Raw genomic sequence first — 25,780 nt, 5'->3', positions numbered from 1 at the left:
AGTACGGCGGGAGATCCCGTACATCGCGGGGTGCTGGACGTACCACGGCATCCGCCCTTTCGGCGTGAGGACTGGTGGGGGTGTCCACCTCACCGGCATCGGTCGAGGGGGCGACCAGGGGCTGCCGGGCGGTGATCTGTTCGCTGTTCAACGCTGAGAGAGGCTTTCGCCGCCCGCTTCCTTGATCGCCGCCCAGACACGGCTCGGCGTCAACGGCATGTCGATGTGCCGGACACCGAGGTGAGCGACCGCGTCGATGACCGCGTTCTGCACGGCGGGAGTGGCACCGATCGTCCCCGATTCGCCGATTCCCTTGACACCGAGAGGATTCGCGTCCGTGGGGGTCGCGCCGGCTTCCAGCTCGAAGTCGGGCAGATCGGCCGAGGCGACGGCCCTGTAGTCCGCGAGCGTCGCGTGGAGCGGGTTGCCGTCTCCGTCGTAGCTCACCTCCTCGAACAAGGCCTGGGCGATCCCCTGCGCGATGCCGCCGTGGCGTTGGCCTTCGGCGAGGACCGGGTTGAGAACCGGCCCCGCGTCGTCCACGGTCACGTGGCGCAGCACCGTCGTCGTTCCCGTCCCGGTGTCGACCTCGACGACCGAGACATGCGCGCCGAACGGAAACGTCGGCCGGTCCGAGTGGAACTCGACGTCGGCACTGATGCTCTCCACCTCGGCGTACTTGACGACCTGGGCCCAGGACACGGATCCGCCGGGGTCGCCTGCCGCGTGCCACGTCCCGGAACCGGTGTCGAGGACGACGTCGGTCACGGGGGCGCCGAGGAGGCCGGCGGCGTGCCGTCGGGCCTGATCCCTGACGTCGGAGGCGGCCTTGAGCACCGCGGAACCGCCGAGCTGCAGCGACCGGCTGGAGTAGGTGCCGACGGCCCTCGGGATGAGGTCGGTGTCGCCGTGCACGACGGTGACCCGGTCCATGGGGATGCCGAGTTCGGCCTCGACCAGCATCGACCAGGCGGTCTGGTGGCCCTGGCCCTGCGCCGAGCTGCCGGTCAGGACCGTCGCCTGTCCATCGCCGTCCACGATCACCTTGGCGGTCTCACCACCGCCACCGGTCATCTCCACGTAGACGCAGATGCCGATGCCGAGCACGTTCACGCACCCGTTGTCCCTGCGGGCGGCCTGCTCGGCTCTGAGCCGGGGGTAGTCGACGGCGCCGAGGACCCTGTCGAGGGCCGCCTCGTACTCACCGGAGTCGTAGCGGGCCCCGGTTCCGGTGCGGAACGGGAACGCGTTCGCGGCGATGAGGTTGCGCCGGCGGACCTCCGCCGGATCCATGCCGATCTCGGCGGCGAACAGGTCCACCGCCCGCTCGACCGCTGCCGTGGCCTCCGGCCGGCCCGCGCCGCGGTACTTGTTGACGGGCGTCGCGTTCGTGACGACGACGCGGTAACCGGTCCGCACGTGGGGGATGTCGTACACGCCGGGGGCCATCGTGCAGGTCACGGGCGCGAGGGTGCTGGTGCGCGGGTAGGCACCCGCGTCCTGGACGACGTCGAGGCAGTACGCCGTGATCGTGCCGTCGCGTCTGCCACCGATCCTGACGCGGTTGAGCTGGGCACGGCCCTGGGACATGGCGACGAGGTTCTCGGCACGGCCTTCCGTCCACCGCACCGCGGTGCCCGACTTCCACGCCGTCCAGGCGACGACGATGGCGTCCCGGTCGATGCCGATCTTCGCGCCGAACCCGCCGCCGACATCGGGGACGATCACGCGGATCGCGTCGGACGGGATGCCCAGGGTCTCGGCGAGGGTGCTGCGACAGCGCTGGGCGTTCTGGCTGCTGTGCCAGACGGTGAGCCTCGTACCGTCGAAGGCCGCCGCGGTGGCGCGGGCCTCCATGGGGACACAGGCCACGCGGTGGTTCGCGATCTCCCGTTCGACGACCACGTCGGCGTCGGCGAAGACTGCGGTGTCGTCGGTGTCGCGGTCCCGCTGGTCGGCGACGTTGGTTCCGGCCTCCTCGAACAGGAGTGTGTCGTCGAGACGCGCCTGAGCGGGTCCCACGACAGCGGGGAGCCGCTCGTAGCCCACGTCGACGAGCTCCGCGGCGTCCTGGCCGTCGTACCGCGCGTCGGTGAGCACGACCGCGACCGGCTCGCCCACGTACCGGACCTTCTCCCCGGCGAGCAGGGGTTCGGCGAAGAACCCCTCGCCGTGCTCCGGCCGCCGGAAGGGCTGTGGTGCCGGCAGGTCGGTCAGATCCGCAGCGGTGTAGACGGCCACCACGCCGGGGTGGGCCTTCGCCCGGGACGTGTCGATGCCGGTGATGACCGCATGGGCGACCGGGGAACGCACGAAGGTCACGTACGCCGCCCCGATGAGCGCCGGTACCCGCAGGTCGTCGACGTAGACGCCGCCCGAGGTGAGCAGTCGGGTGTCCTCCACCCGGTTCACCCGGGTACCGAAGGCGTTCACGTTGCGGCGTCCGGGTTCCTGGTGGTGCGCAGACAGCGGCACGCCATCGGCAACTCGATCTTCCGGTCCCCCGACAGGCCCAGCTCGTCGTGCAGGTACCCGGCCACTCGCTCGTCCACGGCATGCCGGGCGTCGGCCGACAGCGCGATCGCGCCGGCGTCGGTGCCCAGGTGCCCGACGAGTTCCTCGGCGGTGACGGGCATCGACCAGGTCAGGCGCAGTTCGACGAGAGGGCTGAACAGTGACCCGGTCGGCGGGTCCATGACATTGCGGGTCGGCGCCTGCGTGGTGACGTCCTGGCCGCTCTCGCGGGCCCGCAGTGCGCGGGTGAAGACGTCGAGCCCGGCGACCCAGGGGACGGACAGGTCCCGGTGGTTCCACAGGACGCCGAACGTGCCGCCGCCCCGGAGCACGCGCGCGATCTCCGGCATGGCACGCTGCGGGTCCATCCAGTGCCAGGCCATGGAGATCAGCAGCGCGTCGGCCCCGCCGTCGGGCAGGGGCATCCGCTCGGCTGTTCCCGCCAGCAGGCGCGCCTCCGGGCAGTTGCGGGCGAGGGTCTCGCGCATCCGCGGGTCGGGCTCGACGGCGACGACCTGCGGTACGCGGCTCACCAGGCGCCGGGTCAGCGCGCCGGTGCCGGCGGCGAGGTCGACCACCGTCTCGCAGCCGTCCGGAAGAAGCCAGTCCAGGGCGGGTGCCGGCGCGCTGGGGCGAAAGCGGTCGTAACGATCGGCGATCTCACCGAAGGACAACCCTCGGGTTCCGCTCTCGGCCATGCCCATCACCTTTTCGTCGCCCATGGTCCTCAGTCGGGACGTGCCGAGTTCTTGGCGACCTTCGCCTCGACCTCGTTCTGCAGATCCAGACCGGTCATCTCGGCGATGCTCGCCACGTAGAGCACAGCGTCGGCCAGCTCTTCGCCGAGACGCCCCTCGCCCTTTCGCCACGCGGTGAAGGCCGCGGCCGCCTTTTCCTGGAGCATGCAGAGCTCCAGCGGGATGTCGGTGGTGTTGTAGCCCTTCAGCACCTTGTTGTCCCAGCCGATTCGCTGCAGGGATCCCAGGTCCATGTTTCCTCCCGTAGCCGGGCGCGTTCACGCTCGTCGGAACGCGAACCCATACTCCTATCGCGCTGTCGGCGTGCCTACTGGCGCTTCGGCCACGGGACACCAGCCGGGTCGCTCCGGACATGCGGGGCCGGCGGCGCGCCAGGAGCCGCTGGTCACGAGGCATGTCCAGAGAGCGCCGGCAGTCGTCCGCGACGGCTGTGCTGACATGCTGGGCGACATGGCGACACTCAATGGAAAGCCGGTGTCCTCTGACGCCCTGCTCGCGCTCGCCCTGGTCAATCTCGGTCACTTCACGTCCATGCGCGCCGATGACGGCGGCATCCGGGGGCTTTCCCTGCACATGGAACGCCTGGCGAAGGACTGCAGGGCCGTGTGGGGTACGGACCTGGACACCTCACGCGTACGCACCTACGTCCGCCAGGCCCTGGACGGGCGGACACAGCCGTGCGTCGTCCGCGTGACCGTCTATGACCCCACGGTCGACATGGGGCACCCCGCGGGCGCCGGCGAACCGCATGTCCTGGTCACCGTTCGCGGGGCCGGTACGACGCCACCGGCCCCGCTGCGTGCCATGAGTGTGCCGTACGAGCGCGACCTGCCCGAGGTGAAGCACGTCGGCCTCTTCGGCGCCCTGCACGCACGGCGCACCGCCCAACTCGCCGGGTTCGACGACGCTTTGTTCGTCGGACGCGACGGGCTCGTCAGTGAAGGCGGAACCTGGAACGTCGGCTTCGTCGATCAGGACGGCAGTGTGGTGTGGCCGCAGGCTCCCGTACTGCCCGGGGTCACCGTGGCGCTGCTGAGGCAGCATGCCGATCACAGGGACGCCACCATCACCCTGGAGCAGGCCGAAGGGATGGCAGCGGCCTTCGCGACGAACACGAGTGTCGGCGTGCGGGCCCTTGCCGCGATCAACGGCACCGAACTGTCCGCCGAGCACCCCGCGCTGGGCCGACTGCGCGAGACGTACCTGTCGATCCCCGGAGAGAGGCCGTGAGGCGCGGCCCTGGCGACAGCGGCCTGCCGGTCCGAGCTCGGGGGCCACGGGACAGCACTCAGGGGCTTCCGACGGATCTCCGCGGCCACGGAGATCGGAGAGACGCCCCCTAGCGTCGAGTCGCGGTGAGGCGTTGCAGGGCCGCGGCTGCCGGCGGTCCCCACGTGGCTTTTCCGCCCGGGCGGCCGTGGACTCCGTTGTCGCCGATGACCAGGCAGGCGAGTGCCTTGAGCAGCGCCCAGCCGCGCGCGCGGCGCAGGGTCGCCGCGTCGGCCGACGAGTAGCTCCGATGGAAACGGTCGATGGCGGCCTCGTCGGGCAGAAGTGCCCAGCCGGCAGCAAGGTCACAGGCCGGGTCCCCCGCGCACATGTCGCCGAAGTCGACCACGCCGCAGAAATTGCCGTCTCTTGTCAGAACATTGGCCGGGTGCAGGTCCCCGTGCAGCCACAGCGCCGGGCCTGTCCAGTCAGGCGCAGCCAGCGCGTCGTCCCATACCTCACGCACGGTGTCCGGGTCGGAGATCAACCCACGGTCGGTCGTCTCCTTCAGGAAATACGCGAAGCCATCGCCGGAATCGGCCAGCAGGCCACCTCGACTGTTCCGGCCGGTGGGCGCGTCGTCGGGCGCGGGCAGATGCAGGGCTGTCAGGAAGGCCGCCAAGGTGTCGGCTGCCTCGGCGCCGCGCGTCGCGGGGGCGCGGTCGGCGGGTTCACCCGCGACCCAGGTGGTGACGAGCCAAGGGTGCGGGAACCGCTCGGACGGCCGGCCGAGACGCCTCGGAACAGGTGTCCGCAAGGGGAGGCGCGAAGCTATGGCAGGCAGCAAGGCGTATTCCTTGAGGAGCAGTTCGCCTGCGTCCTGAGTGGCCCAGGGCAGCCGGACCGCAAGGTCGTCGCCGAGCCGCCACAACTGGTTGTCCCAGCCACGGGCACCGAACGTCAGCGGCAAGCCGACCAGGTCGGGGTGCTGTTCGCCGAGCAACTCTGCGATCAGATCCGCGGTGATCTCATTTTCCGTGTGCGTCACAAACGCAACTGTATCCCTGGCATGGATCTTTCGCGACGGTCAATTGACCGCGTCAGCAGCCCATTTGCCTCACCACGACGCGACCGGACGAGGCTCCTCGGACAACCAGCAGGAGCCTCGTCCGGTCGCACGCATTTCCCGTGGACCGACGCTTTCAGCCCGCGGAGACAGGATGAAGGCGGACCGCCGGGTCGGCTTCGCCGGTGGGGAACTCGATGCCGAAAAGATTGAGCAGGGGTGCCGCCTTCACGGCGGTCTCCTCGAATTCGGCGTCGGCGTCGGAGAGTGTGGTGATGGCTCCTCCGGTTCCGAAGGAGACCTCATTCCCGGTCATGACGATCGTCCTGATCACGACGCTGAGATCGGCGGCTCCGCTCAGCGAGAAGTAGCCCAGGGCGCCGGAGTAGATCCCGCGCGGTCCCTCTTCGAGCCTGTCGATGATCTGCATGGTGCGGACCTTCGGCGCGCCCGTCATGGAACCGGGCGGGAAGGCCGCGCGTACGCAGTGCACAGCGCTGCGGTCCGGCCTCAGCTGCGCGTGCACCGTACTGACCAACTGGTGCACCGTCGCATAGCTCTCGACCTCGAAGAGCGGATCGACCCGCACGGAGCCGGCTTCGGCGCACTGGCTCAGATCGTGCCGGACCAGATCGACGATCATCAGGTTCTCGGCGCGGTCCTTGGGGTCGTTCTCGAGTTCCAGGCGCAGCCGCTCGTCCTCGGGGGCGAACCGCGACCGTGGCCGCGTGCCCTTGATCGGCTTGGATTCCACCGTCCCGTCGGCGCCGATGCGCAGGAACCGCTCGGGCGAAGAACTGAGCACGGACAGGGGGCCGAACCGGAGCAGGGCGCCGAAGGGTACGGGATTCTGGCGGCGCAGAAGCCGGTAGGCGTCCCAGGCGCTGAACATGCCGGTGCCGTGCAGCACGTTGGTCAGGCAGATCTCGTAGGACTCACCCGCGTCGATCTCCTTGTGGCACGCGCCGATCAACTCCAGGTAGCGCTGCTTGTCGTGCCGCAGCTCCCCTTCGTCGAGCGTGCCCGGGGCTCCTGGGGGCGTGGCGGTGTCCGCGAAGTCGTCCGACGCCGTCGCGGCCAGTTCTTCCAGGTGGCGCTGCGTCCGGTCGAACCACCGTGTCGCCGAGGCCGTGTCGTCGTCGTCCACCAGTGCCAGGAGATGGATCTCGCGCAGTTCGTGGTCGAAGGCCACGGCTCGGTCGGCGAAGACCATTCCCGCGTCGGGGTGGGGCGAGCGGTGTGCCGGTTCGCCGCCACACTCCGCCTTCAGCTCGTACCCCAGGTATCCCACCCACCCCAAGGCGAAGTCGAAGGGGAGATCGGGTACCTCGGTCCGGTGGGCGCGGAGGTCGTGCTCGAGCCAGTCGAGGAACGGACCTTCGACGACCTCCCGCCCGGCAGCGGAGGTGACGACCACGCACCGGCGGTCGACGTGTGCCTCGGCCACCCGGGCCAGCGGGCCGCCGGCGTCTCCCATGAAGGAGAACCGCCCTCTTCGTCCGCCCGCACGGCTGCTGTCGAGCCAGAAGGCGTGCGGGGCGTCGGCGTACAGCGTGGCGAACACCCGCTCGGCCGGTACCTCGAACGGAAGCCGGCGCACCGCCACGCGCCGGTCAGGGCGGCGCCGCTGGGCCCCGGCCCGGTGCGGCGGGTCCGCCTCATGGGTGAGACGCATGAAGTTGCGCAGAATGCGCCGCCCTTGGACGGTGCCGATCGACTCGGGATGGAACTGCACTCCCCACAGCGGACGGCTCCGGTGCCGGACCCCCATGAGCACCCCGTCCTCCGTCCACGCGATGGCCTCCAGTTCGTCGGGCAGGTCCGTCACCGCCAGGGAGTGGTAACGGACCGCGGTGAACGGCGAGGGCACGCCTGCGAAGAGGGGGTCTTCGGCGTGCGTCACCAGCGACTCACGGCCGTGAAAGATCTCGGGTGCCGGGACGACCCGGGCACCGTGGACGTGGCATATCCCTTGGTGGCCGAGGCACACGCCCAGGACGGGAATCCGTGCGTGGCGGATGACATCCGCGCAGATGCCGAAGTCCTCGGCCTTCGACGGATTCCCCGGGCCCGGCGAGATGACGACGTTGTGGAAGTCATCCAGCATCGACAGGTTCCAGTCCGCCGCGTCGTTCTTGATGACGGTCGGGGCGACTCCGTTGATCACGCCTATGTAATGGGCAAGGTTGTGAGTGAAAGAGTCGTAGTTGTCAATGATGAGCGTGCGCATCTGTCTCCCCCTGCATTCGAAGGGTGTCCCGATTGCGGATCACCTTTCCGTTCGCGTTGCGCGGCACCGATGCGGAAAGCCGGAAGACCTTGGGAATCTTGAAGTCGGCGAGGCGGGACCGGCACCATTCCGATATGCCCGCCGGGGTGAGCGCGGTGTCGCCGCCGACATACGCTTCGATGACGCCGTCGAAGACGACCACCGCTTCCCGTACATGGGGGTGGAGGAGCAGCGTCTGCTCGACCTCTGTCAAATCGACTTTCAGTCCGCCGACCGCGACCACCGAGTCGGCCCTGCCGCGGTACGTCAGAACTCCGCTCACCGGATCCCGGTCACATCGGTCGAACGTCCGAAGCCATCCGTCGTCGAACCGGTCGGCACGGTCCGACCAGAGGTACGGCGTGCGTTCCGTCCGTACCCGGAGTTCTCCCGCTACGACATCCACCTCCATCCCGGCGGTCGGCCTGCCCAGAACCGGAGGCTCCGGGCCCGTGACGAGATCCGCGGCGATGATCCCGGTCTCGGTCGTGCCGTACACCGGGCTGATCGGCAGCCCGTACCGCTCCTGGAACCGGGTCCAGACCCTGAGGGGCAGCAGTTCGCCGGCGGAGACTGCCAGGCGCAGCGACGGGAGGGGGCCCGGCGCGGAGCGCGCGAGCAGAGCGAAGTGAACCGGCACACCGAAGATCGCGCCGGCTTCGGCAGCCCGTGCGCTCTCCACTATCGACTCGGCCCGCATGCGGGACGGATACACCATCTGCGCCCCGGAGTTCAGACCGTGCAGCACTCCTCCGACCAAACCCATGGTGTGGATGACGGAGTTCAGCAGCAGGACGCGCTCCCCGGCCCCCGGCATCCCCTCCAGCGCGGCGTAGCGGTCGAGTTCCGCCAGCAAGGAGGCGGAACTACGGCCGATCACCTTCGGTTCCCCGGTGGAGCCCGAACTTGCCTGGACGAGACAGAATTCCGGAACGGCCGGCCGCCCTGTCGCACGACGCTCCAGGGTGAACGGCACGTCCTCGACGAGATACCTGGTCATGGGGGACACAGGCTGCGCGGAGAGCAGGAACTGAGGTTCGCAGATACGCAGCAACCGGTCGATTTCAAAGGCCGTCGACCGGACGTCGATGAGCATGACCTGGGCTCCGCGGGTCCACGCGGCGAGCATGGCGTGCAGGAGGGTGAGGCTGGGCGGCATGCACAGGGCGACGGTGGAATCGCGGCCGATCCCCTCGGCGGCCAGCCCGGCCGCCAGGAGTCCGACACGTTCCCGCAACTCCCCGTAGGAGACGGCGCGGTCGGCCAGCGTCCACACGTCGTCGTCGTGCCATCGTCCCAGCAGTCGTTCCCCCCACCAGGAGGGTGGGTCGACGACGGTCATCAGCCCTCCATGGACACGCGATCGGGGAACTTCTCGGCCAGGTATCCGTGGAAGGCCCTGACCGACGTGAACGAGGAGACATCCGAGTGTTCGGGTTCGATCTCGATCTCATAGCGCTCGTCCAGCAGCTGCTGGATCCAGACCAGTGAGAAGGAGTCGATCGTGATGGGGCTGTCGAGGTCGATCTCGACGGGCTCGTCCCTGATGCTCAGACATTCGGTCACTATGCTCTTGACGCTTTCAAGAGTGATCATCCGGGTTTTCCTTGCCTGGTGGGTTGGACCATTGATGAGTGGTGTCCGACAGCTCTCGGGTCACGGGGAGAGCTCGTAGGTGTGGGCCTCATGTCGCCCGGTGTGCGCAGCGGCGCACAGTTCCATGAAGTTGCTGAGCCAACCGAGGGGTCCCGCCGGCTCGCCGCTGTCCCTGCTGGCTGTCCCGGGGGGTGTCTCCGCGAGCGTGAGCCGTGCCGCTCCGGTGTCGCTCTCCAGCCGACGCAGCAGCAGGGCGGCCGCGGCGTCTCCGGCGGGCAGCCGGGGCCCCCGGCCGGCGGCCGAGGCCAACTCACCGGAACGGCGGACCCGTTCGTTCGGCTTGGTCTCGACCCCGATGACGAGCACCTGCCGCAGTTCCGGGTCGTGCAGGAGCGCGTCGGCGACCCTCAGCGCTTCCCCGGCGGGGTCGGAGACGGCCGAGATGCAGGTGAGCGGTCCATGAATGCCGTAGCGCCTGGTCAGATGACTCAGGATGGACGTACTGACCGACTGGAAGAACAGCAGCGGATTGGGTGGTTCGCCCGCGACCGTTCGCCGGGTCGCCGTATCCACCGTGACCGCGTCACCGTACACGGTCGCGAGCACGATCGCGGTTTCGGCGCCGTACCGCCCGACGTGGTTGTCCGGGGCGTCCGCGGGCCCCAGACAGGCTGTCGCCACCGCGTGCACCAGCGGGCCGAAGCGTGAGATCGCGAAGCCGACGATCCGGGGAAGCTCCTCCGGAGCCGCCCCCGGCAGACCGGACGCCTCGTCTCCCCAGGGGGTCAGACAGGCGGCGTCGACGATGGCACGGTGGGACACGAGCCCTGACGGCATGGGAATCCTTTGCTGCTGTTGCCTTCACGGCGCGGCGGTGGCGTCATTCAAGGGACTGCGGAGCACCCAGTACAAGGGCCGCGTTGGCGCCGCCGAACGCGGCGTTGAGCGACAGGGCCCGGGAGACCCTCGCGGGCCTCGCGGTGTGGGGGACGCAGTCGACGGGGCACTCGGGGTCCGCTTCGAGAAAGCCCGCGGTGGGGGGCAGCAGCCCTTCCGTGAGGGCCAGGAGCGTGATGACGGCCTCGACGGCTCCGGTCGCCTCCAGCATGTGGCCGGTGGTGCTCTTGGTGGAACTCACCGGGACCGTACCGGCCCGGTCACCGAACACGTGGCGCAGCGCCAGCGACTCGGCGGGGTCGTTGCGCGGTGTGCCCGTGCCGTGCGCGTTCACGTAACCGATGTCCTCGGCGGCGACGCCTGCACGCCGGAGGGCGGCCAGGGCGGCGGTGGCAAGGCCGCGGCCCTGTGGGTGCGGCTGAACAGGATGATGGGCGTCCGCGGCAAGGCCCCATCCGAGAACACTGCCGTACGAGACGGCGTTCCGTCGCCGTGCGTGCTCTGCGGACTCCAGCACGAGCACGGCGGCGCCGTCGCCGTGCAGCAGTCCCTTTCTGCCCGCCGAAAAGGGCCGTATCAGGGCCTCGGTGGTGAGGGCCCGACCCGAGTCGAAATGAGCGAAAAGATCTTCATTGACCACGTAGGCGCCTCCGCAGACCACGGAGTCGGCCTTTCCGATGCTGATGAGATGTGCCCCGTACGCGATCGCGTTGGTTGCCGCCACGCATGCGTTCACGAACGCCAATCGGGGGCGCCCGAGACGGAATTCCTCACCGATCGCCTCTGGAAGCATCGCCGGCAGGCTGTGCAGCACACCGGTTCCTTCAGGCTGGTTCTCCGTGGCGTGAGCCGCCCAGAAGTCGATGTTCGCCGCGTGGTCCCCGTCGGTGCCCAGCAGAACGGGCGCACCCGCTCCGTCCTGGCCCGCCCGGGCAAGCGCTTCCTTGACGCATTCGCGCAACACGGCCAATTGAGTCGGCGCTTCACCCGGATACTCGGCGGCATACTGTGCACGGTATCGGGACGAGTCGAAACGGCTGACCTTCGCAAAGGCCGGCTTTCCGGAGAAGATTCCCTCCTTGAGCGCCTGCACGCCAAACCCGAACGCCGTGAAAACGCCGTAACCGGTGACGACGACCTCGTGCAAGCTGGGAACCTCCAAGCAGTAGGCCCTTTGCCGACTCGGCGGCAAAGCGGGAATCGGCTGCACTGTACATGCCCCACTCGACGGGGCGCCAGAGTTCCGAAATCGTCGGAAGCGGGTTGCCGGCCGACGCGGGAAACTGCAAGCATCCGGTCGATCCATGGCCGTCGGTGATGACATCGGAGGGTATTTCGTGCAGCGCTCGATACTGGTGACCGGTGGCAGCCGAGGCATTGGCGCAGCTATTGTCAGAGCGTTTCTCGAACAGGGAGACCGGGTCGCTGTCGCCCAGCGCGGATCCGAAGTTCCGGCAGGTGCGCACGCGATCAAGTGCGACGTTGCCGACCCCCAGCAGGTGGCCGCCGCCTTCAAGGAGGCACGCGAACTCCACGGACCCGTCGAGGTCCTGGTGAACAACGCGGGGACCGCCGACAACACACTCCTCATGAGAATGAGCGACGAGCAGTTCTTCCGCGTCCTGGAGACGAACCTGGGCGGCTCCTTCTACGCCACCCGGTGCGCATATCCGGACATGGTGAGAATGGGCCGGGGGCGGATCGTGTTCGTCTCCTCCGCAGCGGCCCTCCGCGGTGCCGAGGGAATGGCCAACTACGCGGCGAGCAAGTCCGCTCTGGTCGGTTTCGCGAGGTCGCTTGCCAGGGAGATCGGCTTTCGCAACGTCACCGTGAACGTCGTGGCCCCCGGGCTGGTCGCCACCGACCTGGCGAAGGACCTCCCCGGGCACCGGCAGGAGCAGGTCATCGGCGAGACGGCCCTGCGCAGGTGCGGCACTCCCGAGGAGGTGGCGTCGGCCGTCACCTGGCTCGCTTCGGAGGGCGCGGGCTTCGTCACGGGGGCGATCATTCCCGTGGACGGCGGGTTCGGGATGGGGCACTGAGGCGGCCCCGGCGCGCCGCTCCCCTCGCACGGCCCCGGGCTGGAACCGGTGTGGATCGACGACCGGCTTCCGGCCGGCAGCCGGGTTGTCCAACTGCGGAGTGTCCTCGGTTGGACGACGCCCCACTCGCCGGGACCGGCGACCTCACTCTCTGCCCGGCCGCGGGGGCTGGTGGTAGCTTGGCCACCGTCATCGGCCTGGCCGGCCGCATCTTCCACTCGGACTGTGCCAGCGCATACGCGAGCAGCGAATTGCGCCAGGCCCAGCGGGAGTTGTGCCTGAGACCCCGATGCGCAAACACCCGGCGTCCCCTGTCGGGCGGCTGCTTCAGACGGCCGGCGACGCCGGCTTGTCACCCGACCTCCCTTGTCATCACGGGATCCACGTACGCCGGGTGGGGTAGGTCCGCGTCCTCGCGAAATCGGCCGGGACGTGCGTTCCACGATCACCGTCAATGCCCGAGAGCCCGATTCTGAGAGTGACCCATGTACAAGATTGTTGTGACTGGTGGGGCAGGTTTCATCGGCAGCTGCTACGTCCGTCGACTGCTCGGTGGGGCCTACGGCGCGGTGCCGGACGAGGTGATTGTCCTCGACAAACTCACGTACGCGGGCAACATGGCCAACCTTGCGCCCGTCGAGCATCATCCGGCGCTGCGTTTCGTACGAGGTGACATAGTCGATGGCGGGGCACTGGCCGAGTTGCTGCCCGGTACCCGGGCGATCGTCAATTTCGCGGCGGAGACACATGTCGACCGGTCGATCAAGGATCCGGACGTCTTCGTCCGCACCAACGTCCTTGGCACCCAGCGGCTCTTGGAGCAGGCCGTGCGCTTTCAGGTGCCCCGGTTTCTCCAGGTCTCGACCGACGAAGTCTACGGTTCGATCGAGAAGGGGTCCTGGACGGAGGAGTGCCCGCTTCAGCCCAATTCTCCTTACGCGGCGTCGAAGGCCGGCGCCGACCTGCTGGTGCGCTCCTACGGCCGTACCCACGGTCTGAACGTCGGCATCACCCGGTGCAGCAACAACTACGGCCCGTATCAGTTCCCGGAGAAAGTGATTCCCCGCTTCGTCACCACGCTGCTCGAGGGCGGGTCCGTACCCCTCTACGGGGACGGGCTCCACGTGCGCGACTGGCTGCACGTGGACGACCACTGCCGGGGGATCCAGCTCGTGCTCGACAAGGGTGCACCGGGAGAGGTCTACCACCTCGGCAGCGGCACGGAGCTGACGAACCGAGAGCTGACAGATCGGTTGCTGACGGCGTGCGGGGCGGACTGGTCGATGGTGCGCGAGGTCGCCGACCGTGAGGGACACGACCGCCGTTACGCGCTGGACGACCGGAAGGCACAGGCCCTCGGCTTCCGGCCGCGGATCCGCTTCGAGGACGGCCTCCTCGCGACCGTCGACTGGTACCGCCAGAACTCCGCCTGGTGGCGACCACTGCTGCCGGCCGCCGTGCACTGATGCCGCCGGCGGCCGTGTACGGAGACTCGTGCCCCGCCCCGGAGTCCACTTGACGGCGTTCCCCGCCCCGTAGGAAGAAAGGCCGCCTCTCTTGCGAGGAATCGTTCTGGCCGGAGGCTCCGGCACGCGGCTACGGCCGTTGACGACCATCCATTCCAAGCACCTGCTTCCCGTCTACGACAAGCCGATGATCCATTACCCCCTCGCCGTGCTCATGCTGACGGGGATCCGGGAGATTCTGCTGATCTCCAATCCGGAGCATCTGGGCGCCTATCGCACTCTCCTCGGTGACGGGCGCGACATCGGCATCTCGCTGAGCTACGCAGCCCAGGAGCGCCCCGGAGGTCTGGCAGAGGCTCTGCTGCTGGGGCGGGAGTTCATTGCCGACCAGCCGATCTGCCTGATCCTCGGGGACAACATCTTCTACGGACATCGCCTGCCCGGTCTGCTGCGCGAGGAAGCGAAGAGGCTGGACGGTTGCACACTGTTCGGATACAGGGTGAGCGACCCTCGACGTTACGGTGTTGCCACCGTGAACGCCGCAGGGGACGTCCTGTCGCTGGAGGAGAAGCCGGAGCGCCCCCGTTCCAACCTGGCCGTCACCGGCTTGTACATGTACGGGAAGGGCGTGGCCGACCGCGCCGCGCGCCTGACCCCCTCCGCGCGTGGTGAGTTGGAGATAACCGACCTCAATCTCCAGTACGTCCACGAGCGCCGGGCCCGGCTGGTGGATCTCGGCCGGGGGACGGCATGGTTCGACGCCGGCACCCACGACAGCCTGCTGGAAGCGGCGATGTTCGTCCAGGCCCTGGAGAAGCGGCAGGGCATACGCATCTCCTGCATCGAGGAGGTGGCCTACCGGATGGGTTACATCGACCGGGACCAGCTCCACCTGCTCGGCAAGGAGTTGTCCATAGGCTCGGAATACGGCCGATATATCGCAGATGTGGCCGACGAGTGCACGGTGCCCGCTGATTTCTCCTGACCGGGCCTTTTTCATCCTGTCTCGGCGGGGTGAAGGAGGTGGCCGGCGGGGCATGTGCGAAAGAGGCGGGGCTCCTGGTCGTTGCGCTGGTGTTCTCCATGCGCCCGCGCCTCGTCCGAGGAGTCTTGCTCGGTCCTGGCGCGCGAGTGCTCAGAATGAAAAGGAAGAACTCTCTCGCGTCATCGTCCAGTGCTCTTCCGTCGCCCGCGACTCGATTCATCGGAATCGCTGAAACGGTCGCTGTGCACCAGCCTGAAGAAGTCCCATTTGGTGGCGATGACCGCTATCTCGACCCGGGAGCTCACGCGGAGCTTGAGCATGATGCGCGCGATGTGCTCTCTCGCCGTTCGTTCGGAGATTCCCAGCTCCATACCAATGCTGTAATTGGTCATTCCGGTGGCGACCAGGCGGAGAACCTCGAACTCTCGCGCGCTCAGGGCGGACACCCTGGAGTGAATCTCGTCGATCTCGTCGCGCAGTCCGATACCGCTTCCAGCTATCATGTTTCTCCATCGTGGAAATGCCGTGTAACGGATGCCGTGCCAAGGGGATTTTGTGCGCCTTCACCAGTCCTGGAGTATGAATGATCCGTAACCGGCCATTGCATTGTCAATCCATCTTTTCCATGGCGTCAACCCCTCTTTCCCGCGGAGCCTTTTCTGGCCGGCCGCCGACTTCTCGAACACGGCTCAGGCGCCCCGCTCCTGTGCCGGCACGGCTTCGGGTGCCGGTCGGCGGGTCGAGGTGGACCCGCGCACGATGAGTTCGGGCATGAACAGGAAGTCACCGTGGCCGGGCCCGCAGGTCTCCTCGTCCGACAGCAGGGTGACCACGGCGGCTGCGGCGATCGGGCCGACCGGCTGGCGGACCGCGGTGAGCGGCGGTCGGGTGAACTCCATGAACGGCGAGTCGGTGAAAGTGATCACCGAGAGGTGCTCAGGTACCGAGAGGCCGCGCTCGCGCAGCGCCTGCACGATGCCCAGGGCCGTCAGGTCGCTGTCGCACACAACTCCCGTGCAGCCGTCTTCGATGAGCGTGCCCACCGTCGCTCGGCCGCCCGCCACGGTGGACGGCGTGTGATAGACGCGATGCGCTTCTCCCGCCGCGTCGGCACCGCGGATCTCTTGCGACGCGGCGATGAACCCGTCGACACCGCCGTCGGGCAGGGGGCGCCGAGTGTCTCCGACGACCAACCCGATGCGCGAGTGGCCGAGTTCGTGAAGATGACGGACGGCCATCCGCACGGCCGCACGGTGGTCGACGGAGACGGACGGAGCGTCACCCGACATGTCCCGGCCGTTGACGAACAGGTGGGGAAGTCCCAGAGCCGCCGGCCCGGCGAGGGTGTCCTCGGAGAACACGGTGGTGCAGGGCCAGCCGGACACGAACACGGCACCCGCCACGCCGTGCTCGACGAGCAGATCGAACGACTCGCGCGCCAGGACGGCGTCGGACGGCTGGACGTAGACGGCCGGCACATACCCGTACTGGCGCACCGCCTGTTCGAGTTCCTGGACCAACGCGGCGACGACCGGCATGCCGGCCAGTTCCGTGGTGACGAGGGCGATGATCCGCGCCATCCGGTCCGCCGAGCGGACGGTTTCCGCGTCCACTGCGTCCAGCACGGTCTGCCGCATCTTGGGGGAGACACCCTGCCTGTCGTTGAGAACGCGGGAAACACTCGCTTCGCTCACCCCCGCCTTCCTCGCTATGTCCGCCAGCCGCACCCGAGTCATCGACTCAACTCCCACGCTCAGTGACCACCGCAGCACATCCTTGCCACACACCTGCCGTCAAGGAAGTGCTCGTCTGAGTGGCCACTACCCCATGTGCTCGTTGTTGCTCGCCTCGCACCGTGATCACGCGGCGCCGCGACAGACCTCGGCGACCAGGTGGGCCGCCCGGTCCACGGGAGGTGCGACAACGCGAGCAGGCAGATCCATCCGCAGGGGTGCCTTCGTCTCGCTCATATCGCCTGACGCGCCACGACGCGTCGGCCTTCGCTCAGCTCGACCGCGATGCCCTGCCATATCTCGGCGTAGCTCAGCAGAAGTTCGGCGACCTGCTCGCGGCAGTGTGCCGGTACGTTGTCCACCACCCGGCTTCGTTCCCGGGTGGCAGCCGCGCAGGAGTCGAACAACCGCAGGACGATTCGGCCCGTTTCGCTGAATCGGAGCGAGGGGTCCTTGCACAAGGCGTCGAAGATGGGTGCGAGGTCGGCGAGCGGCCGAGCGGGGCGCCGAGGCACGGTGCCGGCCGCGGTATTCCGCTCCTTCTGGTCTCGACGCGCCGTCTGCTCACGCAATTTCACGGGAACCGGGTCGTGTCCCTGTCGCAGACGCTCCCGGACGTCGGCCGCAGTGCCGGGAGAAATACCCGCCGCCTTGGCGATCTGACGCAAGGAAGCCTCGGGGTTCGCCCTGATGAGTTCACCCGCCAGCTCGCGTCCCTGGACTCGGTTCACGGGCCGCGCGCGACCGTCGATGCCTACGCGGACCGTGGAATCCCCGTTCGCCCCCGTGCGGTGGCGGCGCAGTTCGGCCACTTTTCTGGCCGACAGTCCGGTGACCGAGGCGATCGCGCGGTCGGACCATTCAGGGTGAGCGCCGAGGATGCGACTCGCGGCGGCAATCCGGTCCGCGCGGGAGAGCGGCAGGCCGTGATCCGCGTTCGCCGCCACGGACAACAGGAACGCGTCTTCCTGCTCGCCGTCGAAGAATCTGACCGCGATGTGCGTATGGCCCCGCAACTGTGCGGCCCTGAGCCGGTGCCCTCCGTCGATCACCCGCATCGTACGCCGGTGCACCATGAGGGGCGGATAGGTGTTCTCGCTTTCCGCCAGTGTCTTCACGTGCTCGTCGTCTTCTCCCGCCGTACGCAGGGAGTCGTCGACGACAAGCGTGCGGATCGGCACTGTCACCACATGCGCTTGCGCCACCGCCTGCCGGCACTTGGCAATGTAGGCCGGCACGTCGCATGCAGAGTCCCCCGTCAGTCGCGCAGAACTCAACTCATCTCCTCGTGTGGAATGCGTGAAGGCGCGGGTGCAGCGACTGGGAGACCCCGTGACTGGACAACCATGCGCAATTCGGGCAAAGGTGACTGTGAGATAGGGGCGGAAGCGACCGTCGGAATGGTCGAGCAGATCACCTGCGTCATCGCTGATGCGGCTCCTAGTTAACAGCAACTGCAAACGATTACTTGGATCGTTTTCAGTCAGTCGGGGACTCCGCGAGGTCCGGACATTTGGGTGTGCAGTGGTCGCGAGGTGGCCGGAGGGCTTCGTTTCGGCCACGCGAAGCCGCGGCTTGAAATCACCGCCACGTCGGCCTTGCCGAGGCCGCTGTCTGCTCGCAAGTCGGGCGACCCGGACATCTCAAGTGATGGCTCCGGCGGCTTCCGGACGAGTGCTGTCCAGTCCTTGCAAGGCTGATTTGCTGGTCCGGGGACATGTCGGGGCGGATGCTTGCAAGAGGATTCAGCAAACCAGGGTGACCCTTGCAGCATCCTGCCCGCACTGTTTAACTCAGCGCGTTGATCGCAGCTGACGGCCAGCCCGGTTGCCTAACCGGCCTATCCAAGGAGTGTCGTGACGGTGCAAGCATCCGTCGTCGAGCCCGGGGTCATAGGGGACGACAGTGGCTTCTCGCTCCACGCGCCGGACGGAACGTCGTACCGCGTCGAGCTGACGAGCGACGTTCTCGCCCCCGGAAATCCGTTACTTGCGGAGTACTGCGAGGGCCGGCGCGTCGTCGCCTTCGTCGGGCCCACCGTCGAGCGGCTCCACGGACGTCGGTTGCGCGCCTATCTGGCAGCCCGGCTCCCCTCGGGCAGCTGGAGCGTGGTGGTCCTGGAGGGCGGCGAAGACAGCAAGACCATGGAGTCGGCCGAGAAGATCTGCGCCCAGGCCAAGTTGGCGGGCCTCGACCGGCACGGAGTGATGCTGGCCGTGGGCGGCGGCGTGACCTGCGATCTCGTCGGGTTCGCCGCGGCCATGTACAGCCGGGGCGTGCGCTACATCAAGGTCAACACCACGCTGGTCGGCCAGGTCGACGTCGGTGTCGGGGTCAAGACGGGTGTGAACGCCCTCGGCACCAAGAACATGCTGGGTGCCTACCACCCGGCGCACGCCTCTCTGAACGACGCCGGGTTCCTCACGACGTTGCCGTTGCGTCACATCCGTTGCGGTCTGGGCGAGATAGCGAAGATGGCCATCATCAAGGACCCCGCGCTGTTCCGGGTCCTGGAGGACTGCCCGAAGGTCTTCCAGACCTCGTACGCGACTCCGTCCTGGCTGGCGGAGGCGGGGCTCGGGCAGCGCGGTGTGGAGGACTACGTGCTGCGCAGCTCCATGGCGCTGATGATGGAGGAACTCTGCCCCAATCTCCGCGAGCACGACCTGGCCCGGCTGGTGGACTTCGGGCACACCTTCGGCCCGGTGATCGAGACGGCCAGCCGGTACCGGATCGCGCACGGCGAGTCGGTGGCGATCGACATGGCTCTTTCCAGCCAACTGGCGCGCGTACTGGGCCTGATCGACGATGCCGACTGCGAACGCGTCATGCGCCTCCTCGTGGCCCTCGGTCTGCCCGTCCACGACGCCGCCACCTGTACTCCCGAACTGATGCACCGGGCCCTGAAGGCGGCCTGGGAGCGCCGCGGGCGCCGGCTGTACCTCGTCGTGCCCGACGGCATCGGCTCGGCCGTCTTCGTGAACGACCTCGACGACGTCCCGGCTGCCGCCCTCGAAGAGGCACTGCGGCAACTGGAGTCCCATGCACAGCAGTTGGCCGATCCGCTGATCGCCGCTCATTGACGAAGACCCCCGGCCGGTCCCGCCCGGCCGTGGAACCCGTCGCCCTCTCGCTCCGCATCCCACCTGCTCGCAGCACACCCCCCCCGTCCGTGCCCGATGTTCCGACGCGGCGTGCCCCACGCCCCGCTCCGGGACGCGCGGCACGTGGCGCCCTCGCCCAGCCGTCAAGACCGGACATGCCCATCAGGACCAGGCATGCCCATGGGAGTCGCCGCACATGAACCAGCCTGCCCACCAGGAACCGGCATCGACGCACGCCGGCCGCGCTCGCGACACCTTCTCTCCCGGACCCGCCCGCGCCCGGGTGAGCAATCTGTACGACGGGCTGCTCCGCGAGGTCACCGGCGACCACGGCGGCGAGGGCACGATCCGCGCCCATCGGGCCTACCGGAGACAGGACGCGCCGGCCCCCATCGCCTTCGTGGACCTGGTCGAACTTCCGCCCGGCACCTCCATCGGCCGGCACCGCCACGCCGACGACCGGGAGACGTACGTGATCCTCGCCGGACGGGGCCGGATGACCCTGGACGGCGAGGAGTTCGAGGTGGGCGAGGGGGACGTGATACCCAACCGCCCCTACGGAGAGCACGGGTTGGCCAACGACTCGGACGGTCCGCTCCGTCTGCTGGTCTTCGAGGTCGGTCCGCTGGGCGGCGACCTGTGACCGGTCCGCTCCAACGGGAGCTGCTGACCCGTGAAGCCCGCCGACTGGCCCCGGGCGCCTCGGAAGAGTCCGCGCTGGGCCGCCGGGTGTTCGTGGAGGGCAAGGGCGCCGTACTCACCGACCTCGACGGCAACCAGTACATCGACCTGGCGGCCGGCACCCTCACCCAGTCGCTGGGGCACTCCCACCCGGAGGTCGTGGCCGCGCTCACCGAACAGGCCGGGCGGCTGTGGAACGTGCACGACTTCGCCACGCCCGACCGCGCCGCCCTGTGCGACCTGCTCGCCGACCTGCTGCCGGAGCAACTGGACACCTACGCGTTCTTCTCCACCGGTGCCGAGGTCGTCGAGGCCGCGCTGCGAGCCGTCCAGGCCGTCGCCGAACCCGGCCGCAACCGCATCGGCGCCCTCCGGTACGGCTTTCACGGCAAGACCCAGGGTGCCCGGATGCTCGTGCACTGGGACATCGGCAACCAGTCCCTGGCCGGCAACAGCGTGCTCGGGTACTCGCCGTACTGCTACCGCTGCCCGCTCGACCTCGCCTATCCCTCCTGCGGGGTGCGCTGCGCCACCCTGGTGCGCCGCCACATCGCCGAGAAGTCCAACGTGTCCGCGCTCGTGTTCGAACCGGTACTCGGTGCCGCCGGAGTCATCGTGCCCCCGCCCGGCTACTGGGAACAGATCGCCGACAGCTGTCGCGAGCACGGTGTGCTGCTGGTGGCCGACGAGGTCCTCACCGGCGGCGGACGGACCGGCACCTTCCTGGCCAGTGAGCGCTTCGGTATCCAGCCGGACCTGGTGACCCTCTCCAAGGGCATGGCCTCCGGCTTCCCCTTCGCGGCACTCGCCGGCCGCTCCGACGTCCTGCGTCACCCGCACGCCTCCCGCGCCGGGTCGACGGCCTCCACCTACGCGGGCAACCCGCTGGCCATCGCCGCGGCGAAGGCCACGCTGGAAGTCGTACGGCGGGACACGCTCATCCAGCGAGTGGACGTCCTCGGCGCGGTGCTCGACGAGCGCCTGGCCGAACTGCGGGCCACCTACGAGGTGCTGGGTGACGTGCGCGGCATCGGTCTGCTGCACGGGCTGGAGTTCGTGCGCGACCGCACCACCCGCGAACCCGCCCCCGAGGTGGCCCACGCCGTGTACCAGGCGGCGCTCGACCTCGGCCTGCGCACCTCCGTCGGAGGCCACATCATCCGGCTCGCCCCGCCGTTCACCATCGACCGCGCCCTGCTGGAGGAAGGCATCGCCCTGCTCGGCCGCGCACTGGAGCGTGTCATGGGGGAGCAGCGGTGATCGTCGCGGAGAACCTCGTCAAGGAGTTCAAGGTCGCCGAACGCCGACCGGGCCTGGTGGGCAGCCTGAGCACGCTCTTCAGCCGTGAGTACCGCCTGGTGCGCGCGGTCTCCGGGGTCTCCTTCGAGATACCCGCCGGGGTGAAGGCCGCCTACATCGGCGCCAACGGTGCCGGGAAGTCCACCACCGTCAAGATGCTGACCGGGATCATGACCCCCACCTCGGGGCGTGCCCTGGTCGCGGGCCTGGAGCCGTACCGGGAAAGGCGGCGCAACGCGGCCAACATCGGTGTCGTCTTCGGACAGCGGAGCCAGCTGTGGTGGGACCTGCCGGTGCCTGACTCCTTCCGTATCCTGCGCCGGATCCACGACCTTCCCGACGCCGTCTACCTGCGCAACATGGCCCTCTTCCGTGACCTGCTGGACATCGACGCGCTGGGCAACACCCCGGTACGGCAGCTCAGTCTGGGCCAGCGGATGCGGGCCGAAGTCGCGGCCTGTTTCCTGCACGACCCCAAGGTGGTCTTCCTCGACGAGCCCACGGTCGGCCTCGACCTCGTACTGAAGGAGGCCGTGCGCGAGCTGGTCAACCACGTCAACGCCGAACTCGGCACCACCGTGCTGCTCACCAGCCACGACATCGGGGACATCAGCGCCATCTGCGACCGGGTGCTCGTCGTCAACCAGGGCGAGGTGGTGCACCGCGGCAGTATGGAGGAGCTGCTGGCCACCGCCGACACCCGCGCCGTGGTCTTCGAGCACCAGGACACCGGCGCCGGTCCCGACGCGGCCATCGCGCTGATCGAGACACACCTCGCGGGAGCGTCGGCACGGGCCGTGCACGGCGGACGCATACGGATCGAGTATCCGGTCGGCCGCTGGTCGGCCCGCCAGGTCATGGGCTTCCTGCTGGAGAGCTTCGACGTCGTCGACTGTGTGGCTCCCGAACCCGACCTGGAGATGGTGCTGCGCCGCATCTACACCAGGCAGCCCGCCCTGAGCCCGGAGACGGTGTCATGACACGCGCCTCCGTCTCGCGCCGCTATCTGCCGTTCGCCACGGCCTCCCTGCAGGGACTGCTCCAGTACCGTTCCACGTTCCTGATGAGCGCCCTCACCGCCGCGACCGCGGCCGGCGTCCAGGTGTTCCTGTGGCGGGCCGTCTACGCGGGGAGCCCCGGCGGCCTGCTGGGGGGTTATGACCTGCCTCGGCTGACCACGTACGTGCTGCTGGCCCAGGTGCTCGGTCTGATGCAGGCCAGCCGCGTCGACGAAGAGGTGTCCGGGGAGGTGCAGCGCGGCGACATCGCCGTATCGCTGCTGCGCCCGGTGAGCTACCCGCTGGCCCGGTTCGTGGCGGGCCTGCCGGTCTCGCTGACCAACGCGACGCTGGTCGCCGTTCCCGTCGTGCTCACCTACGCCCTGCTGCTGCCGCTCACCGCACCCAGCTGGGCCGGCGTCGTGCTCTTCGCGTGCTCGGCAGGACTCTCCCTGATCATCGGGTTCGGTGTGAACCTGCTGGTGGGACTCGTCGGTTTCGTCACCACCAACGTCTGGGGCGTCCGCATCGTCAAGGACAGTGTCGTCGCCTTCTTCGCCGGCCAGGTCGTCCCGCTCGCCCTGCTGCCCGGGCCGCTCGCCGCCCTCGCCCACGTCCTGCCCTTCCAGGGCATGGTCGACAGTCCGCTCCGGCTGCTCCTCGGCCGCTACGACGGCCCGCTCGACGCGGCCGGCATCCTCGGCGTCCAGCTCCTGTGGGCCGCGGTGCTCAGCGCGCTGGCCGCGTTCGCCTGGAGCCGCGCCGTGCGTCGCGTGGAGGTGCTCGGCGGATGAGACGGTCCGAGACCGGCACGACGCGACCTCCTTCGCACGCCCCGGCGGCGCCCGCGGACACCCCGTCCACCACCAGGGACCCGCGGACCGGCGCCCTGTTCACCCTGACCCGCTACACCCGGCTCACCTGGCAGCTCAGCGCCGTCAGCGTGCACCGGCTGACCGAGTACCGCATGGACTTCCTGCTCGGCGCGGGCGGGCTGCTGCTGCGGGTGATCTGCCAGATCGCCGTGATCGGCACCGTCTTCCGGCAGGTCCCCGTGATCGCGGGCTGGCACTACCACCAGGTGCTGTTCCTGCTGGGCTTCTCCCTGCTGCCGCGCGGACTGGACCGTATGTTCACCGACCAGCTGTGGATCCTGGCCCGCAAGCTGGTGCAGAACGGCGAGTTCTTCCGCTACCTCGTCCGGCCGGTGAACCCGCTGTTCTCGCTGCTGTCCGAACGCTTCCTCTACCCGGACGGTTTCGGCGAGCTGATCACCGGCGCTGCCCTGACGTGGTACGCGGCCGCACACCTGGAAACCGGGCCGAGCACCGGCCAGTGGCTCCTCAGCCCGCTGCTGGTGCTGTGCGGCACCCTGATCCTCGCCTCGATCAAGACGCTGTTCGCGTCGCTCGCGTTCTGGACCACCAACAGCCTCCCCGCGCTGTACGCGGCCAACCAGCTCGGCGAGTTCTCCGGCTACCCCCTCGACCTCTACCACCCCTCGCTGCGGTGGCTGCTGACCTGGCTGCTGCCGTACGCCTTCACCGCCTACGTCCCCGTGTCCTACCTGATCTTCGGGCATGCCCGCATGCTGCCGTGGCTGTTCGTGGTGACGGCGGCACTGGTGACGCTCGCCCTGATCGTCTGGCATCGGGGAGTCGACCGCTACGAGATGACCGGGAGCTGAATCTTGGACACCCTGCTGCTCGGCAGCCCCCCGCCCGCCACGGTCGAACTGCTGCGGGACGCCCCCTGGATGGACGAGGCCGGCCGTCGCACCGGGAGTTTCGACCTCCTCGACCAGGCCACCCTCGGCGAGATACGGCTGCTGATCGTCGGCACCGCCGAGGGCGGTCCCGGGGGCGTCCGGTGGTTCGTTCCCGTCCTCGACGCCGAGCCCGGCCGCGGCGCCGTGGGCACCGCCGCCTTCGACCGGGCGGTGGTCACCGCGCTGCGCGAGGGCCTTCGGCTGCCGACCCACCGCGGCAACCTCATCGAGTTCCACGGCCGACCCCCTTCGTACCGGGACCGGCTGCCCTTCGACCCGGGCTGGTGCTCCAACGCGTTCTCGCTGCTCGACCTGGACGGCACCGCGCACGCCCACAAGACCTACCGGCGCATCGGTACCGGCGTCCGCGAGCCCGAACTGCTGCGCCTGATGGCGGACAGCGGGCGCACCCAGCAGCCCGTGGGCGACTACACCTACCTCGACGCCGCCACCGGACGACGCGAGCCACTCGGTGTGCTGTACCGCTACGCCGAAGGGGAGGGGCTCAACGTCCCCCTTCGCGTCGGCATCCGGGACCTGTGGACGCGGACGCACTCCGATGGCGACCCCGACAGCGCCGTCGCCGAGTCCCTGCGGACGCTCACCGAGCCCCTGCGCGCCGTCGGGGGGTTCCTGCGCGGTTTCCACCAGGACCTCGCCGACCGGCTCGGCCCGCACCCCGAGTTCCCCGTCGCCGCCTGCCTCGCCGAGGCCGCGGAGAAGCTGGCCGGACTCACCCCGCTGATCCTCGCGGACACGCGCGTCCCCGCCGCCGTGCGCGAGGCGGCGGCCGACGGCCTGGCCCGCGAGCTGAAACGTCTCTCCGGCCTTCCGTCGGCTGAGCCCTGGCCGGTCGGGCCCTGCCACGGCGATCTGCACCTCTCACATGTGCTGCGCCGCGAACTCGACGACGGCACGTGGGAGTTGTGCGTGATCGACCTGTCCACCCCGGTGCCCGACCCGGACGACCCGGCCACCGCGCAGTCCCCGTGGCAGGACCTCGCCGCCCTCGGACGCGGTCTGGAGATCTTCACCGCGGACGAGTTCTCCGACCACGCCGCCGACCGGCTCGGCATGGACCCCGAGGACACCTGCCGCACCGCCCTCCTCCAGGCCGCGGGCGTCCGGCCCGACACCCCCGGCTGGACCGGACCCAAGCTCGCCGAACTTCAGCGGCTGCGCTTCGCCGCCCGGGGCTGGGCCGCCCGCGCGGGCACCCTGCTCACCGGTGTGGGTCCCGGCCTCGCGGAACACCCGGCCTGGCGGCTGTTCCGGCTGCGCCGGCTGATCCACGAACTGGACTACGCGTACGCCCACGACCGCGCGTATCACGCGGCCATCAACCTGCGGCACGCCGTCGAGGCCAGCGGCCTCCCGGCCGCCCGGTGAAGGACG

General features: G+C 69.0%; 23 protein-coding genes. 11 read left to right on the top strand and 12 right to left on the bottom strand.

Going from position 1 to position 25,780, the window contains the following annotated elements; all coding sequences use genetic code 11:
• Positions 1-147: 147 nt before the first annotated feature.
• Genes ACIPRD_RS13545 through ACIPRD_RS13535 form a run of 3 tightly spaced genes read right to left on the bottom strand, consistent with a single transcriptional unit; the run spans position 148 to position 3,505 of the window.
• Positions 148-2,475 (bottom strand): xanthine dehydrogenase family protein molybdopterin-binding subunit, encoded by a 2,328-nt coding sequence (locus ACIPRD_RS13545; protein WP_401562784.1) that lies wholly within the window; start codon positions 2,473-2,475, stop codon positions 148-150.
• On the bottom strand, positions 2,430-3,212 hold the full coding sequence (locus ACIPRD_RS13540) for a class I SAM-dependent methyltransferase (protein ID WP_401562782.1): 783 nt from the start codon (positions 3,210-3,212) through the stop codon (positions 2,430-2,432). The genes ACIPRD_RS13545 and ACIPRD_RS13540 overlap by 46 nt, the downstream gene beginning before the upstream one ends.
• Positions 3,213-3,241: 29 nt before the next feature.
• Positions 3,242-3,505: a hypothetical protein gene (locus tag ACIPRD_RS13535; RefSeq protein WP_401562781.1), complete on the bottom strand. Its 264-nt coding sequence runs from the start codon at positions 3,503-3,505 to the stop codon at positions 3,242-3,244.
• Between the two features lie 217 nt (positions 3,506-3,722).
• On the opposite strand from ACIPRD_RS13535, the gene ACIPRD_RS13530 reads away from it, so the two are divergent.
• Positions 3,723-4,502 (top strand): aminotransferase class IV family protein, encoded by a 780-nt coding sequence (locus ACIPRD_RS13530; protein WP_401562779.1) that lies wholly within the window; start codon positions 3,723-3,725, stop codon positions 4,500-4,502.
• Between the two features lie 109 nt (positions 4,503-4,611).
• Here the strand turns inward: ACIPRD_RS13530 and ACIPRD_RS13525 are convergent, their stop codons facing one another.
• The 6 genes from ACIPRD_RS13525 to ACIPRD_RS13500 all read right to left on the bottom strand — a co-directional run bounded on the left by ACIPRD_RS13525 (position 4,612) and on the right by ACIPRD_RS13500 (position 11,456).
• The gene (locus ACIPRD_RS13525) at positions 4,612-5,529 is read right to left on the bottom strand and encodes an aminoglycoside phosphotransferase family protein (RefSeq protein ID WP_401562777.1); all 918 of its coding nucleotides are present in this window, start codon (positions 5,527-5,529) and stop codon (positions 4,612-4,614) included.
• 154 nt (positions 5,530-5,683) lie between these two features.
• Entirely contained in the window at positions 5,684-7,714 is a 2,031-nt protein-coding gene (pabB, locus tag ACIPRD_RS13520) for an aminodeoxychorismate synthase component I (protein WP_401562775.1), read from the bottom strand.
• 43 nt (positions 7,715-7,757) lie between these two features.
• Entirely contained in the window at positions 7,758-9,158 is a 1,401-nt protein-coding gene (locus ACIPRD_RS13515) for a class I adenylate-forming enzyme family protein (protein WP_401562774.1), read from the bottom strand.
• Positions 9,158-9,412, bottom strand: a complete 255-nt coding sequence (locus ACIPRD_RS13510) for a hypothetical protein (RefSeq protein WP_356401349.1) — start codon at positions 9,410-9,412, stop codon at positions 9,158-9,160. Before ACIPRD_RS13510 ends, ACIPRD_RS13515 begins: the two co-directional genes overlap by 1 nt.
• A 60-nt stretch (positions 9,413-9,472) precedes the next feature.
• On the bottom strand, positions 9,473-10,249 hold the full coding sequence (locus ACIPRD_RS13505; RefSeq protein WP_401562772.1) for a ketosynthase: 777 nt from the start codon (positions 10,247-10,249) through the stop codon (positions 9,473-9,475).
• Positions 10,250-10,292: 43 nt separating this feature from the next.
• Complete coding sequence (locus tag ACIPRD_RS13500; protein WP_401562770.1) at positions 10,293-11,456, bottom strand: beta-ketoacyl-[acyl-carrier-protein] synthase family protein; 1,164 nt, start codon at positions 11,454-11,456, stop codon at positions 10,293-10,295.
• 190 nt (positions 11,457-11,646) lie between these two features.
• Between ACIPRD_RS13500 and ACIPRD_RS13495 the strand changes: the two genes are divergently transcribed.
• The 3 genes from ACIPRD_RS13495 (at position 11,647) to rfbA (ending at position 14,802) form a co-directional block, all read left to right on the top strand.
• Positions 11,647-12,351 carry an SDR family oxidoreductase gene (locus tag ACIPRD_RS13495; protein ID WP_401563182.1) on the top strand — a complete coding sequence of 235 codons (705 nt, stop codon included), beginning with the start codon at positions 11,647-11,649 and terminating at the stop codon, positions 12,349-12,351.
• Between the two features lie 485 nt (positions 12,352-12,836).
• The gene (rfbB, locus tag ACIPRD_RS13490; RefSeq protein ID WP_401562769.1) at positions 12,837-13,817 is read left to right on the top strand and encodes a dTDP-glucose 4,6-dehydratase; all 981 of its coding nucleotides are present in this window, start codon (positions 12,837-12,839) and stop codon (positions 13,815-13,817) included.
• A 91-nt stretch (positions 13,818-13,908) separates the two neighbouring features.
• Positions 13,909-14,802: a glucose-1-phosphate thymidylyltransferase RfbA gene (gene rfbA / locus ACIPRD_RS13485; RefSeq protein WP_401562767.1), complete on the top strand. Its 894-nt coding sequence runs from the start codon at positions 13,909-13,911 to the stop codon at positions 14,800-14,802.
• Between the two features lie 179 nt (positions 14,803-14,981).
• Here the strand turns inward: rfbA and ACIPRD_RS13480 are convergent, their stop codons facing one another.
• The 3 genes from ACIPRD_RS13480 to ACIPRD_RS13470 form a co-directional block, all read right to left on the bottom strand.
• Positions 14,982-15,305: a response regulator transcription factor gene (locus ACIPRD_RS13480; RefSeq protein WP_401562765.1), complete on the bottom strand. Its 324-nt coding sequence runs from the start codon at positions 15,303-15,305 to the stop codon at positions 14,982-14,984.
• Positions 15,306-15,491: 186 nt separating this feature from the next.
• Positions 15,492-16,538 carry a LacI family DNA-binding transcriptional regulator gene (locus tag ACIPRD_RS13475; RefSeq protein WP_401562763.1) on the bottom strand — a complete coding sequence of 349 codons (1,047 nt, stop codon included), beginning with the start codon at positions 16,536-16,538 and terminating at the stop codon, positions 15,492-15,494.
• Positions 16,539-16,768: 230 nt separating this feature from the next.
• Positions 16,769-17,773 carry a ParB N-terminal domain-containing protein gene (locus tag ACIPRD_RS13470; RefSeq protein WP_401562761.1) on the bottom strand — a complete coding sequence of 335 codons (1,005 nt, stop codon included), beginning with the start codon at positions 17,771-17,773 and terminating at the stop codon, positions 16,769-16,771.
• A gap of 618 nt (positions 17,774-18,391) precedes the next feature.
• Between ACIPRD_RS13470 and ACIPRD_RS13465 the strand changes: the two genes are divergently transcribed.
• The 7 genes from ACIPRD_RS13465 to ACIPRD_RS13435 all read left to right on the top strand — a co-directional run bounded on the left by ACIPRD_RS13465 (position 18,392) and on the right by ACIPRD_RS13435 (position 25,774).
• A complete protein-coding gene (locus ACIPRD_RS13465) occupies positions 18,392-19,618 on the top strand; it encodes a sedoheptulose 7-phosphate cyclase (RefSeq protein ID WP_401562759.1) in 1,227 nt (408 codons plus the stop codon).
• A 217-nt stretch (positions 19,619-19,835) separates the two neighbouring features.
• On the top strand, positions 19,836-20,282 hold the full coding sequence (locus tag ACIPRD_RS13460) for a cupin domain-containing protein (protein ID WP_401562757.1): 447 nt from the start codon (positions 19,836-19,838) through the stop codon (positions 20,280-20,282).
• Complete coding sequence (locus ACIPRD_RS13455) at positions 20,279-21,580, top strand: aspartate aminotransferase family protein (RefSeq protein WP_401562756.1); 1,302 nt, start codon at positions 20,279-20,281, stop codon at positions 21,578-21,580. Before ACIPRD_RS13460 ends, ACIPRD_RS13455 begins: the two co-directional genes overlap by 4 nt.
• A complete protein-coding gene (locus tag ACIPRD_RS13450; protein WP_356401375.1) occupies positions 21,577-22,599 on the top strand; it encodes an ATP-binding cassette domain-containing protein in 1,023 nt (340 codons plus the stop codon). The genes ACIPRD_RS13455 and ACIPRD_RS13450 overlap by 4 nt, the downstream gene beginning before the upstream one ends.
• Positions 22,596-23,411, top strand: a complete 816-nt coding sequence (locus ACIPRD_RS13445; protein ID WP_356401377.1) for an ABC-2 family transporter protein — start codon at positions 22,596-22,598, stop codon at positions 23,409-23,411. Before ACIPRD_RS13450 ends, ACIPRD_RS13445 begins: the two co-directional genes overlap by 4 nt.
• Complete coding sequence (locus ACIPRD_RS13440; RefSeq protein ID WP_356401379.1) at positions 23,408-24,304, top strand: ABC-2 family transporter protein; 897 nt, start codon at positions 23,408-23,410, stop codon at positions 24,302-24,304. The genes ACIPRD_RS13445 and ACIPRD_RS13440 overlap by 4 nt, the downstream gene beginning before the upstream one ends.
• 3 nt (positions 24,305-24,307) lie before the next feature.
• Entirely contained in the window at positions 24,308-25,774 is a 1,467-nt protein-coding gene (locus tag ACIPRD_RS13435) for a hypothetical protein (protein ID WP_401562754.1), read from the top strand.
• The last annotated feature ends 6 nt before the right edge of the window (positions 25,775-25,780 follow it).

It is taken from the genome of Streptomyces sp. NPDC090108 (genome assembly GCF_044747185.1).
Taxonomy (GTDB): domain Bacteria; phylum Actinomycetota; class Actinomycetes; order Streptomycetales; family Streptomycetaceae; genus Streptomyces.
The sequence above is the reverse complement of the archived record's forward strand: the minus strand, read 5'-3'. Positions and strand labels throughout refer to the sequence as shown.